This is a genomic window from Peribacillus sp. FSL K6-1552, assembly GCF_038005205.1.
GTDB lineage: Bacteria > Bacillota > Bacilli > Bacillales > DSM-1321 > Peribacillus > Peribacillus butanolivorans.
Genome location: NZ_JBBOST010000001.1, coordinates 2,725,635 through 2,740,550, shown reverse-complemented (window position 1 = coordinate 2,740,550; position 14,916 = coordinate 2,725,635). Strand labels below are relative to the sequence as shown.

The 14,916-nt window shown below is 34.0% G+C and carries 16 protein-coding genes and 1 pseudogene; 3 read left to right on the top strand and 14 right to left on the bottom strand.

Annotated elements, in window-relative coordinates; translation table 11 throughout:
- Positions 1 to 387 precede the first annotated feature (387 nt).
- The 4 genes from NST21_RS13290 to NST21_RS13275 all read right to left on the bottom strand — a co-directional run bounded on the left by NST21_RS13290 (position 388) and on the right by NST21_RS13275 (position 2,788).
- Positions 388 to 849, bottom strand: a complete 462-nt coding sequence (locus NST21_RS13290) for a YolD-like family protein (protein WP_340889526.1) — start codon at positions 847 to 849, stop codon at positions 388 to 390.
- Positions 834 to 1,118: a YjcQ family protein gene (locus tag NST21_RS13285; protein ID WP_340889525.1), complete on the bottom strand. Its 285-nt coding sequence runs from the start codon at positions 1,116 to 1,118 to the stop codon at positions 834 to 836. Before NST21_RS13285 ends, NST21_RS13290 begins: the two co-directional genes overlap by 16 nt.
- Positions 1,119 to 1,768: 650 nt before the next feature.
- Positions 1,769 to 1,960 carry a hypothetical protein gene (locus NST21_RS13280; protein WP_053345975.1) on the bottom strand — a complete coding sequence of 64 codons (192 nt, stop codon included), beginning with the start codon at positions 1,958 to 1,960 and terminating at the stop codon, positions 1,769 to 1,771.
- Between the two features lie 315 nt (positions 1,961 to 2,275).
- Entirely contained in the window at positions 2,276 to 2,788 is a 513-nt protein-coding gene (locus NST21_RS13275) for a DUF3189 family protein (RefSeq protein WP_340889524.1), read from the bottom strand.
- A gap of 464 nt (positions 2,789 to 3,252) precedes the next feature.
- Here NST21_RS13275 and NST21_RS13270 point away from each other — a divergent pair, with 464 nt between their 5' ends.
- Positions 3,253 to 4,275, top strand: a complete 1,023-nt coding sequence (locus tag NST21_RS13270) for a helveticin J family class III bacteriocin (protein WP_340889523.1) — start codon at positions 3,253 to 3,255, stop codon at positions 4,273 to 4,275.
- 116 nt (positions 4,276 to 4,391) lie between these two features.
- On the opposite strand, the gene NST21_RS13265 is transcribed toward NST21_RS13270, so the two are convergent.
- Together NST21_RS13265 and NST21_RS13260 are read right to left on the bottom strand one after the other, a co-directional pair.
- Positions 4,392 to 5,288: a peptidoglycan-binding protein gene (locus tag NST21_RS13265; RefSeq protein WP_340889521.1), complete on the bottom strand. Its 897-nt coding sequence runs from the start codon at positions 5,286 to 5,288 to the stop codon at positions 4,392 to 4,394.
- Between the two features lie 279 nt (positions 5,289 to 5,567).
- On the bottom strand, positions 5,568 to 5,762 hold the full coding sequence (locus tag NST21_RS13260; RefSeq protein WP_098174564.1) for a hypothetical protein: 195 nt from the start codon (positions 5,760 to 5,762) through the stop codon (positions 5,568 to 5,570).
- 1,191 nt (positions 5,763 to 6,953) lie between these two features.
- Between NST21_RS13260 and NST21_RS13255 the strand changes: the two are divergent.
- Positions 6,954 to 7,093, top strand: a pseudogene (locus NST21_RS13255) (WXG100 family type VII secretion target); the annotation flags it as partial.
- Positions 7,094 to 7,248: 155 nt separating this feature from the next.
- Here NST21_RS13255 and NST21_RS13250 read toward each other — a convergent pair.
- The 5 genes from NST21_RS13250 to NST21_RS13230 form a co-directional block, all read right to left on the bottom strand.
- Positions 7,249 to 7,953 carry an endonuclease V gene (locus NST21_RS13250; RefSeq protein ID WP_340889519.1) on the bottom strand — a complete coding sequence of 235 codons (705 nt, stop codon included), beginning with the start codon at positions 7,951 to 7,953 and terminating at the stop codon, positions 7,249 to 7,251.
- Positions 7,937 to 8,401, bottom strand: coding sequence for a toxin-antitoxin system YwqK family antitoxin (locus NST21_RS13245; protein WP_340889518.1), 465 nt, complete (start codon positions 8,399 to 8,401; stop codon positions 7,937 to 7,939). Before NST21_RS13245 ends, NST21_RS13250 begins: the two co-directional genes overlap by 17 nt.
- Positions 8,402 to 8,561: 160 nt before the next feature.
- Positions 8,562 to 8,837, bottom strand: a complete 276-nt coding sequence (locus NST21_RS13240; RefSeq protein WP_340892532.1) for a YwqI/YxiC family protein — start codon at positions 8,835 to 8,837, stop codon at positions 8,562 to 8,564.
- A 14-nt stretch (positions 8,838 to 8,851) separates the two neighbouring features.
- Complete coding sequence (locus NST21_RS13235; protein ID WP_340889517.1) at positions 8,852 to 9,280, bottom strand: YwqH-like family protein; 429 nt, start codon at positions 9,278 to 9,280, stop codon at positions 8,852 to 8,854.
- Positions 9,281 to 9,657: 377 nt separating this feature from the next.
- A complete protein-coding gene (locus NST21_RS13230; RefSeq protein WP_340889516.1) occupies positions 9,658 to 9,906 on the bottom strand; it encodes a hypothetical protein in 249 nt (82 codons plus the stop codon).
- A gap of 642 nt (positions 9,907 to 10,548) precedes the next feature.
- Here NST21_RS13230 and NST21_RS13225 point away from each other — a divergent pair.
- Positions 10,549 to 10,959: a hypothetical protein gene (locus tag NST21_RS13225; protein ID WP_340889514.1), complete on the top strand. Its 411-nt coding sequence runs from the start codon at positions 10,549 to 10,551 to the stop codon at positions 10,957 to 10,959.
- Between the two features lie 183 nt (positions 10,960 to 11,142).
- On the opposite strand, the gene NST21_RS13220 is transcribed toward NST21_RS13225, so the two are convergent.
- The 3 genes from NST21_RS13220 to NST21_RS13210 form a co-directional block, all read right to left on the bottom strand.
- Positions 11,143 to 11,439, bottom strand: a complete 297-nt coding sequence (locus NST21_RS13220; RefSeq protein ID WP_098174569.1) for a hypothetical protein — start codon at positions 11,437 to 11,439, stop codon at positions 11,143 to 11,145.
- Between the two features lie 1,098 nt (positions 11,440 to 12,537).
- On the bottom strand, positions 12,538 to 13,368 hold the full coding sequence (gene nadE / locus NST21_RS13215) for an ammonia-dependent NAD(+) synthetase (protein ID WP_056519331.1): 831 nt from the start codon (positions 13,366 to 13,368) through the stop codon (positions 12,538 to 12,540).
- Positions 13,369 to 13,403: 35 nt separating this feature from the next.
- Positions 13,404 to 14,873 carry a nicotinate phosphoribosyltransferase gene (locus NST21_RS13210; protein WP_328113510.1) on the bottom strand — a complete coding sequence of 490 codons (1,470 nt, stop codon included), beginning with the start codon at positions 14,871 to 14,873 and terminating at the stop codon, positions 13,404 to 13,406.
- Positions 14,874 to 14,916: the final 43 nt, after the last annotated feature.

The following is a 14,916-nucleotide window of genomic DNA, read 5'->3' as shown; positions in this document are numbered from 1 at the left end:
ACGTTTGTCAAAAGATTACTTTGGCTTATGCCAACCGCCATTCATCTCCCCCTTACCGTTGTGCTCTCACCCTTCACACGCTTGAAGAGGGAGTCTTCTGGCGGGAAATGATAAACAAGCAAAAAAACAAATCGTGTGATTGTGTATTCATATCTCTTTTCACCAACATTTCTAATGACTTTGACTGTGTTCCTGAGCAACAATTTATCCGAACACAGTCTAGTAATATTATTGTCACTAGCTTTTTTTATTATCTTTTATCTCTGATTTTGTAGTTTTAATTTTTTCCTCTATTTGCTTTAAGTTTAAATTGAAATTTATTAACTTTTATATGAGTAACATGTAAAAGTAAGAATATAACAAAGTGGTATTTCCATTTAAATTTCTTTACTCTTTAACTTCAACCTCTACAATATCTTCAAATTTTATTTTTATAATATATCCCTTTTCTTTCTCCAACTCTAAATGAATCAAATTAGTTTTTGGTTCTAATCTATGTAATAATCCTGTATACTCCCAATCGAAGCCGTCTTCCCAAACAGTAAACTTTACTGGTGAACTAAACTCCATAGCATAGTGTATTTTGTTTTCAAACTCCTCTATTTGGTATTCATCTAATATTGGTTTTACTTGCCGATAATAATCTTTATTTAAATCTTTTAGTAATTTAACGTGCTCAGGCAAAAACATAGCTGATTTCCATTTAATATTTCCGCGATCTTTAAGTGACATAGGAACAACTCCATTCATTCTATAAGTTATATTATAGAACATTTGTTCTGATTTATGATAAAAAAAAATGCATCCAATGATTGGATGCTTTAACGTTGTTACTAAATTTTTATCCAATCTCTCGCTCCCTTCAACCCTTTGTACGCTTTCATTAATAGGGAGTTATCCTCTAGATAATCTTCTCCCTTTTCAATTATCATAGCGTTGGATATATCATAATTCCCTGTAAGATATACTTCAGCACCATCACTATACCCTTCGTCTTGTAGGAATTCAACAGCATCATTAAGGGCCTTAGGTTCAATCCCTAAATCCACATGTTTAAAGGCGTTATTTCCGTTGTATAATTCCTTTAAAATAGCCAAACGTACTCTTTCTTTATTCACACTCACCACCCCCTTTCTAATCATTTCAACAAAAAGATATAATCCCCTCTAATTAATTCCTTACAGCACAAATTATTGATCACCCTTAACTATCACTGCTTTTACTTTTTCTTATCATTGTTTGTAAAAGATTATCAATGTTATCTGACTCGTACATTTTAAATGAATATCATTGCTTGATACATTTTTCTGATTTTTAACCCTTTGTCATAAAGCTTTTTTGTACTTCCTTTTATAATGACTATGCAATTATGACCATTAAAACTCCCAAAAGTCTTGTACATGTTTTGAATAGTTTGGTAACAGGGTGCCAATAAACAAAGCTGATAATCCAAGTTCGAATATCTTTTGTCTCCCCATTTCGAAATTAATAAGCCGACCTTTTGGACGACTTTGGTTTGTTGCTTATTTATTTTTCAAGATACCCACAGTTTCTTCCTATTAAAAGGACCCCTAGGGAATTTTCATTTTTAATGACTGTAACTAATATATTTGACAAGGTTCATGTAATCCTACCTATTTAATGACAGATAAAAAAATAAAATCTAACTGTGTAACTAAACAATAATATTCATTTTCCCAATTCTTAGGTTTTTCTGTAGCGCTATCTGTAAATCGATAAGGCATAGTAACAGTCAACATTAAAACTTTTAGATTTCACCGTTTTCAAGTCTACTAAAATACTCAATTTTACTTATTAGCCCTTTTCCATTACAAGTAAGACAGTCAGTATATATATCATAGGCACCTGTTCCGTCACAGACATGACATTGAAAGTGTGTGTCTGGTATTTCTTTTTGTTTGATTGAAAAAAAATTTACAATAGTTTCTGAAAATTTCATCTCAATAAACTCCTTTTTCTCAATCATACAACTAAAAATCAGGAAATTACCTAGGATTCCAAAAATTTACGAAATTCACGTATATTCATTACAAAATTTACATTGATTCCAAAAAACTTTCGATTTTATTAACTCATGAGTGGTAATTTACTTATTTTCGTTGACATGTAGTTTCTTTCATATGCGTAACAACAAAGAGCCAACATTTATGGTTGACTCAACGTATCTTGCTTAACATTTTATTTTTTTATGTAAAAACCGACTTCCTGTTCTAGGGATATCTCTTTTCTCACCTAGATAAAATACTAACTATTATCATTTATATTTTTCATTTTCTAAAATAATCACTTTTTCCTCACTTGAGAATTTCCCTATTTGTTTGGTATTTTCAACCAACCGAAAAATATTATCACAGCATTGTTTGGCACCTATAATTAATAATGGTACACCAATAAAATCAATTTTTAATTGTCTTGATAAAAAACCCCCAATTGACATCACCAACGGTACCGTTGGTGATGTATTAGAGAATACTATTTTTTCATGAAATTGATGTTTGTTTTGCAATATTAAGCTTAAGTTTTTTAATGCTGGAACAACAATTTTGGATGATCGCCGTCCTAAAGTATATACCGAGTCTCCATTTTCATCTATCCCATGAAAAATAATTTCCCCTGAATCATCTTTTGTTAATTTATTGAAGTAATTAACATTTAATATTTCTTCTTTAGTTAGTTTTCGTTCCGATTGGATAATTTCTTTTAAATGATAGGCGGCTGCTAGAGCCGTGGTATGTGTCCCACCATAGTCATTATAGATATAAATCATGATATCATCCTTTATATTTTTATCTATGGCTATTATGGTCATTATGGTCATTTATTCTAGTTCCAATTCAGGGGATAATCTTTTAGCCTGTATTACACAGTTGATTCCTTCTGTTCATCGAATCATTTTAAACTTAACTTATAACATGATCAGTTACTGTACCAGTACTAGCTATAGGTAACCCTTTGTATTAACCATTCGAGATGTAGTGATCCCCATGGAATAAAGTGCAGTTTTTCCTTGAGAAAAAACTTGTTCAAAAAACGCTTGATCTATATTCTTCAAGTGAAATCAGTTCCCGAATTTGTAGAAGATTCTATAAATACATCCAAATAAACGACACCTTTTAATCCTCTTTTACTTCCTTATATTTTTTAACTTTTAAGATAAAATTAAACATAATTAACATGTTATGATATTATCTGCAAATAATAATGATAAGAAAATAAAAAGGGGATTATAAAATGAAAATAGTTTTTAAAAAAACTTTTATAACACTTTTGGGATGCCTCATACTCTTAAATATGTCCGGTATTACTACTAGCGCTGCCAACACAGTCCCAACAAAAACGACTACTATAGACCGGGTATTTGAATATTTAGGCCTGAAATATGAAAATGCTATACAAAACTTTGATTATGGTGATAAAAATGAAGTTTTTATTACTCAGAGAGTTAAATCGGCTACAGTGCTTTCACGCTGCATTATAAAAGGTGAAAAATGTGAAGTAGAAGATTATGTAATACTTGGAGACTATGGACACGGAGAGTCTTTAGAAGTGATAAAAGAGAATGGAAAAACTTTATTATGGGTAGGGAATACCGTAAATAGTGGTGATAGCAATAAATGGTCTACTGATATATCACTTATTGAGTATAAAGTTAACCCTGCAAAACCAACGGGCGCAGAAGTAGTAAATGTAAAAACGATAACAAATCTAGAAGAAGTCACATCAAAAATAAGTGGTAGTGCCTATAGAAGTGCTGTTGCAATAGCAGATGGCAAAGATCGTATTTGTTTTAGAATTCAAATTGGAACTTCAACATCTAATACCTACTACGCCGTATATAAACTAAGTGACGTAACAAAGGCATTAAAGGCTTCATCAGATAATAAAATGTCCATAAAAGATCTAAGCTCATTGCAGTTGACAAATTTCACAGGACTCACAAGACCCAATAATTCCTTTCAAGGATTTGATATCACTGGGATAGGTTCTGGTAACAAATTCCTTTATCTGTATGGCGGTGCAGCAGGTGATACACCTACACTCTATAAATATTCTTATACTAACGGTGGTAATGCCGAGCATATCAACACCATAAAAATAACAGGAAGTTATGTTGGCACTCTTGAAGCAGAGGGAATTAAAGTTGAAAACAATCCAAATAATTCAAGTGTAGAGACTGTATTTTTAAGTTTAAATCCCGGATTAGATTCTTCTGGAAACCAAAAACCGATTCGATTATATACTCTGTTTGAATAGATAGAGAAAAAAAGCCCCTCTCGATTTAGAGATGGGCTTCTAACGTGGTGTGATTCTGGGAGTTATATAATAATTCACCCATAAAATTATTGCATATTCATGCACATAATTTTATGTCATGCAAACAACTTAGCAAATGTATTTTCTCCAGCGATACCATCTGCTGGTAATCCGTTAGCTTTTTGAAATACTTTTACCGCTGACTTTGTGCCACTTCCAAATATACCATCTACCCCATTTGGATTGTAACCTTCAGAATAAAGTACAGCTTGTAAGATATATGTGATATTCCCATTCTCCCCTTCTCTAATAATGGGTGAAGCTGCCTTTGTATTAGGACCCCATTTCCCATCGACCTTAAGCTTTGCACTATATTGTTTATTTAGCTCCCTTTGGAACCCCTTTATCAGCGCCTTCTTAGTGTTAGGGCCATAAAAACCATCCACAACGATTCTTGTTTTATTCCTACTGTTTAATGTTTTTTGGATTTGTTTTACAATCTGATCACCAGTAGGCACTTTTGATACCAAATTGGGGTTATTGCCTGCTTGTAATTGTGAAAAGGATAATCCACCCGTCATCTCCAAATGAGGATAGTCTTTATACGAAGCCCAATCTCCACCCCATTGAAAACCCAAATCTTTACCAATAGCAGCTACACGTTTCCACTTTGAATCAACTGTCCATATTGCATTCTTCCCATCATCACTCACTATGATATAATCAATGGCTAGTCCATAGTTATGATATGATTGACCTGGCTGAGCGTTTGTCACTTTTGGTTTCGATAGATCACTATAATTTTTCCCTTTATAACTATATCCTAGGCGACCTTGACCATATAACTTTGCTTGCTCTTCCATAGAACGGTAGCCTGCGCTGATTTGAACAAAAATACCTTCTTTATAGGCGCGTTTAATCATTTCTAATGCTGATTCTTTCACCACTGGATGTATACCACTGCCCATATTCTTTTCGGATCTGGTTAATAACGTTTGTAATTTTGCCGTCATTTTATTCACCTCAAATTATTTTTATGCTATTTAATAACAAATGCTTGTACACCTAACTGCTCTTTGCATAATAAAAAGCCACCCCTTATTAAGAGGCGACTCGTATTTTGTTACTTATTATTTTTTAAATACCAAACAGTTTGTTCCCACTGTTTATTAAAAGGTAGTATAAAAAAAAAGAAGTTATTAACCTAGCCCAAATGTTATTACATGAATAAAAAAAGTAATTCCATATATCAAAAAAAAATACTCGACCATTTAGGTTAAGTGTTTTTCTATTTATTCCTGATCCTTCTTACCGATAACCCTAATTAACTCATCCATCTTTTCGTTTCTTTCCTGATCTAGTCTTGTCTTAGCATTAATAAATTTAATCACCTTAATAACAAAGTAAACACTTAAAAAAAGAAGTCCGAGGTAAAATAAAATGGGTATAATTGCAATAATCCCCATTAAACTGCTTGCTGAATCCATAAGTTCCCCCTAATTGTAAAATATACTATTATTATACACCGATATATGGAAGAAATGAAAACAACATAAAAATCCCAATGTTTAGTGAGTGAAAGAATAATTGTTACTTGAATATATGGAAGATAACGAATTAATTAATGACCCTGTTAAGTTAAACAATGTTGAAGCAATCAATAAAAATAATGAGATTATCCTGCAAAGCAGACAAATTTTGAAAAAAGAATAGTTCCATGTAAAAAGCACTCAGCCATTAAGCTTAAGTGCTTTTTTCTATTTTTAAAATTACATACATCACTTTTTTCAAATTTTCACTTTCGTCGAAAATAAGCAATAACATGACTATTTGGAGCCTATGAGATAAAACCTAATCAATATGTTTATTACTTATATTAAAATATATCCCAACAGTTTCTCCACACATAAAGCTATAACTCCTGTTCAATCCTTTTCTTGCCTATTACTATATATCATATTGTGCCCCTTTTATATTTTTATCATTTAAAAAGGGCAGTCTCTAAGTCTGCCCCTAAAAAATATTACTATTAAAACATAATTGGTATAGACGCTCTATTATCAGCTTCTTATTACGTAATTGCTTCTAAACTGTAAAAAAACTTCCAAAACGGATACTTCTTACTTTTAAGTGATTAATAAAAACGATGCTTGTTCTTACATTTACAACGCTTCTTAGGAACCCAAACTGTACTTGGATCATTATCCTCAAAGCATTTTTCTATAAAACAATTCATCCTAACACCCTCCTTAATATTTTATATGCATAGACTGAAAGAAGGTGTGGACAAGTACAGAAAAGCATTCAAAAATAATTAGGTTATAAATACTTATTGAAATTTCAAAAGTGATTTTTACTTTCTAATCATTATTAGGATTTTAATCTTTATGTATAGGTAATCTCAATTTTCATGTTTTTGGACAATATCTAACGTATGCGGGAGCAAACTAAAATCTCCCCAAGTTTTATGACCTGGAACAACGATTTTTGCATCTTTATATACGTTATATACGTTCATAGTGTTTGGCGATGCTTCCATGTTAGCTTCATCAATAATTCCAGGATTCTGCTATTCTAGAGCAAAAATCATATCACCAAATAACAAGTTATACTTTGGTAGCCATATGTAATATTATCTAATGTATGGGCCTCTCCTGGAAAGTAGGTTTCAATCTTTAGTTAAACCAGGAGATAAGAGTTCTCTTGCACCTGGTGGTGGATTGGCTGCAGATGAGTCAAAAGGTGGGAATTGATTGAAAGACATGTTGGGAAAACTGATGAAGAATTATTAGAGAGAATAAGAAATAATCCTCGGTTAGTTAGTTGCCGAGAACATGTCTTTGCCGGTGATTGCTTGCCCAGGCCATTGGCTACGGTTAAACTATATTAAAAATTTAAACCCTCTATTTTGAATTATTACATGCAAACTAACCTAGCAATCCATTTTTGCTAGGCCTCTTTGTCTCCTATTTCTTACTGCGATAATTCTTTTCTTACTTTATGTGTTTCTATATCTGCTTGCCTCACCGGAATTGGTAGACGGCTCTCTTTATTTATGAAATTCATGACTATTTCGGTGCTTGTGTCTAAATCAATCCAGTTACCACAAGAAACGAAAATGGGTTTAACATTTTTTGTGGTCCTCAAAGCACGACCATACACCTCATCATTTATTACAATATCTGTGTAAGCACCCTCTTGATTTTCAGGTAGCGTGAAATCCACACCTTTAATTTTAAGATAGCTTTTGGCTACTCCAATTGTAGGTTTCTTTAAGAAAAAGGATGCATGGGTAGCGATTCCCATATGCCTATAATGTAAGTAACCATTTCCATCAAACATATATATATCTGGTATCCTCTTTAATTTTTTAATTGCATCCAAGATTAAAGGTAGTTCTCGAAAAGCAAGAAATCCTGAAATATAAGGAATGGTAATTTCACCATAACTATATACTTTTTCAACAATTTCCTTTGTTTCGTAATCTATACAAACAATACAACATGTACCAAATGTCGTTTTACCTACATCCCAATATGCTAAGTCTACACCTGCAATTAATTGTAAATCTTCCATTTTAAAACTATTTATGAGTTTTACCCTAGAGGTAAGTTCATTCTGTACTGTTTTAAATTCCTCTGTCAAATTCTTAATTCCTATATTATTCACTTTGATCATGATCAGCAAATCTTTCTAGTCTTTTTAATTCTCCTTCTGTAGGAAATGCTTTTTGTCTCGTTACGTTTCCTTGCATATCCCATTCCGTATACCTTAAACATATACCAAAATTATATTCTCCATCATATTTTTTTTCTCCACTATCATACCACATTACCCTTAATCCTCTAGTTTGCCCTTTAATCATATAATCCAAGGATTTCACATTTCCATTATGGTGAAATCTAACAAAATCACCTTCTAAAAATCCATCCTTATAATAACTATAATAAGCCAAATCCCCATTTTCATATAACTCATAGGCTAGCCCATTAAAAGGGCTTCCTCCCTCATCTTCTGGGTTATCTAGAACTTCATCGCTATAGGAAGTAAACCAAAGTTTTTCTTCGAAATCTGTTCCATGTTCCACTACATATTGTTCACTTAAAATATGCATCTTATTTTCCATGTTTTTTCACCTCTGAACTGAAATCAAAACCCTCTGTTATAAATTGAATGTGGACACCTTGGCATCATCATACCTGCAGGCTTCAACTTTTTACCAGACCCAACGACTTGAGTAACAAAATCAGTAGATTTTGCCGTCAATGTCTTGGCTTCGTATATTTTCATCGCGGCTGATACCCATGTGAAGACGAATGGGCGATGGCTTCATCCTGTTCTTTTAATAAGTCAATGTTAGCACGGGTATCTTCCACATTTTTCTGGACGATTTTGATATATTGTTCAAAGACCTTCTCCAGGTTGGTTTCACGATCAATCCACTTCGAGGTGAATTCCAATTTATTGTTGCCAAGTTCGCCTGCCGGCAGATTTCCAAGCGTGACTGTACCAAGTGCCGTCTTCACTTGATTAACTTGCTTTGTTACGGCAGGATGATTCAGTTAGATTGTCGCCATTAAATCAACCGCCTTTTTAAATCTGATATTTTACTTTCCAGCTGCCCAAGTGCCTCCTCACCTTTGTCTAAAAGGTGATCGGCTTCTTGGGCTATATTTCCAGCTATATTCATAAGAGTTTTCTCGGCATTTAGCTTTGTAATCATCGCTTCGATTTTCCATTGATAGTCGTCATAGTCGTCATGGATGATGCTAAACATCACATTATAAGCATCACCACGGGCTTTCTGGAAATCATCTGAGCGGCTTCCTGTCCAACTACTACCCAGCTCCGGATTTTTAATATTTCTAATCTCGTTAAGACACATACTTTGTTCTTTTATAATACCGTCTTTCGCTCTCACTAAACGTTCAATTTTTTCGTCTAAACTAGCTATTTTACTGGAGATAGCAGAGTGCATGTTACTCAATATGTCTGCATATACCATAAAGACTCACCTCAAAAATAGTATATTTCTATTATAACTGTCATATTTTTCATATTTTCTATTATAAGGATTAAAGTCTGAGAGTTAAATAGGGAAAAATATGCTATTTTGTCTGTAAACAGAGAAAATTGACATAATTATATTTAGTACAACAAATTCTTTATACCCTGTTTTTTACCAAAATTAAACAACAAAAAAACACTTCATCAACTAAGGAATGGAAAGAAAGATGGACCCACTACTGAAACACAAAATTATCTTAGAATATGATGTCTTACAAGTTCTAGTAAATTTATTATCAGACATATTGAAAAGCTAGGTAAACTATGAACAAACAAGGAGATATTCATTCAAATAGAACTCGTAGTTTCCTAAATTCAATTAAATTGACCTGAATCATATCTGTTTATCAAATTTTCACGAACAAATTCTCTGCAAGTAGAAGATAAATGTGATCTTTGAGGGTGAATCAAATCTCCAAAAGGCATATTCTGGACAAATTTGATTTCACCTTCAAATTCCCTTCCAGCATCAGCATCAAAACCTACTATTTTCACAAAGTAAGTTTTGTGACCAGTTTTCATAAAATCAATTATTGTTAACATGTGATAATGTTCATTTTGCATACTTTTTCCTCCACCAGATAAATCAAATAGCCTTTACGTATTGTTAATAACCTAACTTATAATAATAATCCAATATACCTGTTATTACTAGAACATAATTAGGCTCGTAATCACTAATTTAGCTCTTTGTTATTTTAAACAACTTATTAATAAAAAAGCCAATCAATACAATCAAGGCTAAAATTGTTACTTTCATTTTCTACTTGATTTTATCTTTTCTATGTATCGAATGTTGTATAGCCACCGGCAAGACTTCATATATTAACTATACCTTTATTTAGCTGCCTTTGCATCCTTGCTTAAGTTTTACGGATAAGGTCTTCTTCTTTTCCGAATTACTCCATTTTCATTCATACCATGCATTTAATTCTTCTTTAAATGTTTCCTAGTTTTGCCCTAAAAAAGATCAACCATTGTGCTGAGCTAAAAATAACTGAAAAACAAAAAAACACACTCGATATTAATGAGTGTCTTAGCTTAATCGTTATACGATTGAATTCATTTAAAATATCCTTCCTTCTCAATCAGTCTAGCTATATTTTCTATGACATCTATGTAAAATGATGCAGAATAAACCTAATAACTTATCCCTTCTATATAAAATTATAACCTGCTATAATTTAGGGATTGGAGGTGTTATTCATGAAAGAATTCATCCAGATATTAGCGGACATCGTAAACAATATTCACGATTTTATACTATTATTTGTAAGCGACACTCTAAATTCAAATGCAACGGACAAAGATCTACATTTTTGGATAATGGGGATTATAGGAATTATTATATTTTTATTTGTGTTATTTTTATCTAATTTAATATCCCGGATGCGTTTTGGGATTACCATTCTTTCTTTCCTATATACCTTTACTGTCATGGTTGTCTTAGTATTTGCAATTGAAATACAACAAGCTCTAACTAGTAGAGGAAATATGGAATTTCAAGATGCTGCAGTAGGCCTCTGGGGCTTCATCGTATTTTTCTTAGTTTTTGCTGCAATTTCCTCACTGTATTTATTGATAAAAAAATTCTTCAAACAATCAAAAAAAAGATAACAAGAGATCACCTTGCTCTTAACATTACTTACGCTAGTTTATCGGAATTTAGCATTTGGAGTTATATAAGAGGTTATAATGAGAACTTTCTCTGTAGCATATCTTAGAATGGAAAAAGGGAGAAGTTACAGAGGAGCTGGCATTATGTTGGGAAATAGATTTTACAATCTCAGAATTCCAGATTTACTTTGATTCATTTTCATTAAATAAATCAATGCTAAACAGATTGAAAGAATCGTCGTCATTTAAACTTTCCTGATTATGTCTAAATATTTCAGAGCTATTTTCCTTACGACGGCGGTTTACTTCTCTTAATTCCGCTTCTAGAAATTCTGCTTGACCGTGTGAAAGCTTAATCGTTATTTCATTATTATTATGATCATCTGCCGCTTTCAAAAGAACATAACTGTCAGCTGCATTGCGTAAAGTAACATTGCTAAGTGTTAAGTTCATGTTTTCGAGTTCATATCTTGCCTTCATATCGAAAAAGAACCTCCATCGGAAAACCATTTAAAATTATATATATTAAATATACTCTACTTCAAGATATCTAAATATACATTACTTTGTTTACTATTTTCCGATGTAAAAAGCGCTCTTGGACCTGTATATGGAGAATCCCTTTGTAATAACGAGTCTTCTATAAATGGAGTTATAGTCTACAACTAAAAAAATCACCGCATACCTCTCAAAGTGTGCGATGATTTTTTTGTTCATATTATTCTCCCTTTAGCATCCTATGTGCCATTTCGGCCAGTTGGCTTGCATGAGATCTGATATCCATCATGGTTGTTGAAATCTCTTCTGTGACGGCTGACTGGTTTTCAGTTTCTGCGTTACAAGAGAATGACGTTATAACAGAAGCAATTAGAACTAGAAAGACTGTAAGCGTTTTGTTCCAGAGGAAACACAGACCCCGATAGTGATGTCTTCAGGTTTTAATTCATTAAGATATGAAATAAAAGCATCTAGCATCGGGTGTAATGAAATATGGCACAAAACAGATGGTCGTATCACCCTTCACATCTTCTGGAACTCCAATTTTTACTGTCTCAAGTATAGAATCATGCTGTACTAAAACCGATTCCATCTAAACGAGAAATGGAAAAGTCATGCCACGTGTCATTAAATCATCCTACTACATAGGTGATGTTTCTTCTCTTGAAAATCCTGAAGTATTGGAAACAATCGTGCAATTAAATAAAAAATCGCCGTTCCTTTAAAACATAGAAAGTCAATTACTCTTGACGCAGGAAGCAATAGTTTATTATGAATAACTAAAGAAGCATTCGAGAAACAATTTGGAAAAACATATTTATGCACATATAGACTAAAAAAATGGAACCTTTCACTTTAGGAAAGGTTCCATTTTTTACTGCTGTGTTTGGCTGAAAAATGGGAGTATTCGGAAATCTCATGATTGGTTTGCTTCCCCATAACCATAGTATTCTACTGCATCTTCATAGTAATATGGGCTCTAATAATAGATTCGTAATCCTGCATTTTCAACAGTGATTGGCGTTTATCATTCAATTACATGCTGAAGTCCTATCTTAACTAAGCTTCTCCATTATTCCTTCATTTCCACCAAGTATCGTACACGTTAATGGCTTCATTCCGTTTATGTTCGGTTTTTGTATACCAGCCTTCGATGATTTCGGCCGCTTCCGTTCTGATTTCCTTACCTTCAAGGTAATCATCGATTTCATCATAACTCACACCTAAAGCCACTTCATCAGGAATCAGCGGTTTGTCATCTTCTAGATCTGCAGTTGGAATTTTCGTATATAGACGCTCAGGTGCTCCGACGAATTTCAGAATTTCTTTTCCTTGCCTTTTATTCAAACGATATAACGGGATGATATCAGCTGCCCCGTCACCATGTTTTGTAAAGAAACCGGTGATTGCTTCCGCTGCATGGTCTGTACCAAGCACGACACCTTTATATAGTCCGGCTAAATCGTATTGCACCTTCATCCGCTCACGTGCTTTGACATTTCCTCTTAAGAAATGGGATAGTTTTTCACCCGTAGCGTCTTCCACAGCCTTTACCGATGCATCCACTGCTTCCTTAATATTAACTGTTACCGTTTGACTTGGCTTAATGAATTTCAAAGCCAATTGTCTGTCATCTTCATCAGCCTGTACACCGTATGGAAGGCTCACAGCAACAAATTTATATTCTTTGCTGTTCGTTTCATGATTCAATTCATTGACAGCAGTTTGTGCAATATAGCCGCCTAGCGTTGAATCTTGACCTCCAGAAATGCCCAGTACAAAGCTTTTTAGAAAATCGTTTTTCTTCATATAATCTTTTAGAAGATCGACACTTTTTCTGAATTCAGCTTCAGGATTAATCGTTGGTTGGACAAGTAATTTCTTTACGATTTCATTTTGTAATGGACGCATTGGCATAGCCCCTCTTTCCTTATAAAATAGACTCGTTATTTCGTAAACATTCTCTCAACATTGGCTTTTACTTCATCTATATTTCTCATTTTATTATCCCAACAGTCCTGGCTTAAGTCGACCGGATATTCTTCAGGATTGAGTGCACGTAAGTACTCTGGCCATAATACTTGAAGATTTTTTTCCGTAAAGGTCTTGATTTCATCAATGGATGGTAATTCATAGGTTAAACTTCCGTCCATAAAAATATCCTCATGCAGGTCCACCGCATCGAAATCAGTGACAAATTTACTTAGGAAAGTATGGACAGGATGGAACATTTTTAATTTTTCCTGTTCCTGAGGCTTTTCATATTCCATAGCCAAGTAGTCGCCTTCTGCATGATGGTTGACTTTATTAATGATTCTGTATACTCGTTTTAGGCCAGGTGTCGTTACCTTTTCAGGGTTAGAAGAAATTTTGATGGTATCTCTCATATTCCCATTTTCGTCCTCAATTGAAACCATCTTATAAACGGCACCTAATGCAGGCTGGTCATAAGCCGTAATTAATTTGGTCCCGATTCCCCAAATATCGATTCTTGCTCCTTGTTGCTTCAGGTTGATAATCGTATATTCATCCAAATCATTTGAAGCGACTATCTTCGCATTATGGAAACCTGCAGCATCTAGCATACGGCGTGCTTCTTTTGACAGGTAAGCCAAATCGCCGCTATCAAGACGGACGCCAATGAAATTAATTTTATCGCCCAGTTCTTTGGCGACACGGATTGCATTCGGGATGCCAGAACGTAGCGTATCATAAGTATCCACCAAAAATACACAATCTTTATGAGAGCTTGCATATTTATGAAATGCCGTATATTCGTCTTTATAGGCCTGAATCATGGAATGAGCATGTGTCCCTGAAACCGGAATACCGAACAGCTTGCCTGCACGGACATTGCTCGTAGAGTCAAAGCCAGCAATGTAGGCAGCGCGTGCTCCCCATATTGCGGCATCCATTTCTTGTGCTCGCCTTGAGCCGAATTCAAGTGCAGATTCATCGCCAATTACTTGTTTGATGCGCGAAGCCTTTGTCGCAACGAGTGTGTGATAGTTCACAATGTTCAGCAGCGCTGTTTCTATGAGTTGCGCTTCACCAAGGGGTGCCTCTACACGTAATATCGGTTCGTTGCCAAAAACAAGCTCGCCCTCTTTCATGCAACGAATCGTTCCAGTAAAACGGACATTCTGCAAATAATCCAAAAATTCATCATCGTAATGCAATTCCGATTTTAAATAGTTGATATCACTTTCTGAAAAGCAAAAGTTCTGTAGGTAATGAACAATTTTCTCTAGTCCTGCAAAAATTGCATATCCGCTGTTAAATGGAAGCTTTCTGAAAAAAACCTCGAATACGGCCTTTCTGTTATGTGTGTTGTCTTGCCAATAAGTTTGAGCCATATTGATTTGGTAAAGATCTGTGTGTAGTGCGTAACTGTCGTCGTTGTACTTTTTTTCCATGGATAGTTCCTCCCAAAAGAGAAGCGGCCGCCTCTCTTCTATT

Excerpts from the sequence above, each read along its gene's own strand:
- NST21_RS13250 (WP_340889519.1), bottom strand. The coding sequence starts at position 7,953 with ATGATCAAAGTGAATAATATAGGAATTAAGAATTTGACAGAGGAATTT.
- NST21_RS13235 (WP_340889517.1), bottom strand. The coding sequence starts at position 9,280 with ATGGTATATGCAGACATATTGAGTAACATGCACTCTGCTATCTCCAGT.
- NST21_RS13275 (WP_340889524.1), bottom strand. The coding sequence starts at position 2,788 with ATGATTTATATCTATAATGACTATGGTGGGACACATACCACGGCTCTA.
- NST21_RS13225 (WP_340889514.1), top strand. The coding sequence starts at position 10,549 with ATGAAAGAATTCATCCAGATATTAGCGGACATCGTAAACAATATTCAC.
- NST21_RS13230 (WP_340889516.1), bottom strand. The coding sequence starts at position 9,906 with ATGCAAAATGAACATTATCACATGTTAACAATAATTGATTTTATGAAA.
- NST21_RS13280 (WP_053345975.1), bottom strand. The coding sequence starts at position 1,960 with ATGAAATTTTCAGAAACTATTGTAAATTTTTTTTCAATCAAACAAAAA.
- NST21_RS13210 (WP_328113510.1), bottom strand. The coding sequence starts at position 14,873 with ATGGAAAAAAAGTACAACGACGACAGTTACGCACTACACACAGATCTT.
- NST21_RS13245 (WP_340889518.1), bottom strand. The coding sequence starts at position 8,401 with ATGGAAAATAAGATGCATATTTTAAGTGAACAATATGTAGTGGAACAT.
- NST21_RS13265 (WP_340889521.1), bottom strand. The coding sequence starts at position 5,288 with ATGACGGCAAAATTACAAACGTTATTAACCAGATCCGAAAAGAATATG.
- NST21_RS13270 (WP_340889523.1), top strand. The coding sequence starts at position 3,253 with ATGAAAATAGTTTTTAAAAAAACTTTTATAACACTTTTGGGATGCCTC.
- nadE (WP_056519331.1), bottom strand. The coding sequence starts at position 13,368 with ATGCGTCCATTACAAAATGAAATCGTAAAGAAATTACTTGTCCAACCA.
- NST21_RS13260 (WP_098174564.1), bottom strand. The coding sequence starts at position 5,762 with ATGGATTCAGCAAGCAGTTTAATGGGGATTATTGCAATTATACCCATT.
- NST21_RS13220 (WP_098174569.1), bottom strand. The coding sequence starts at position 11,439 with ATGAAGGCAAGATATGAACTCGAAAACATGAACTTAACACTTAGCAAT.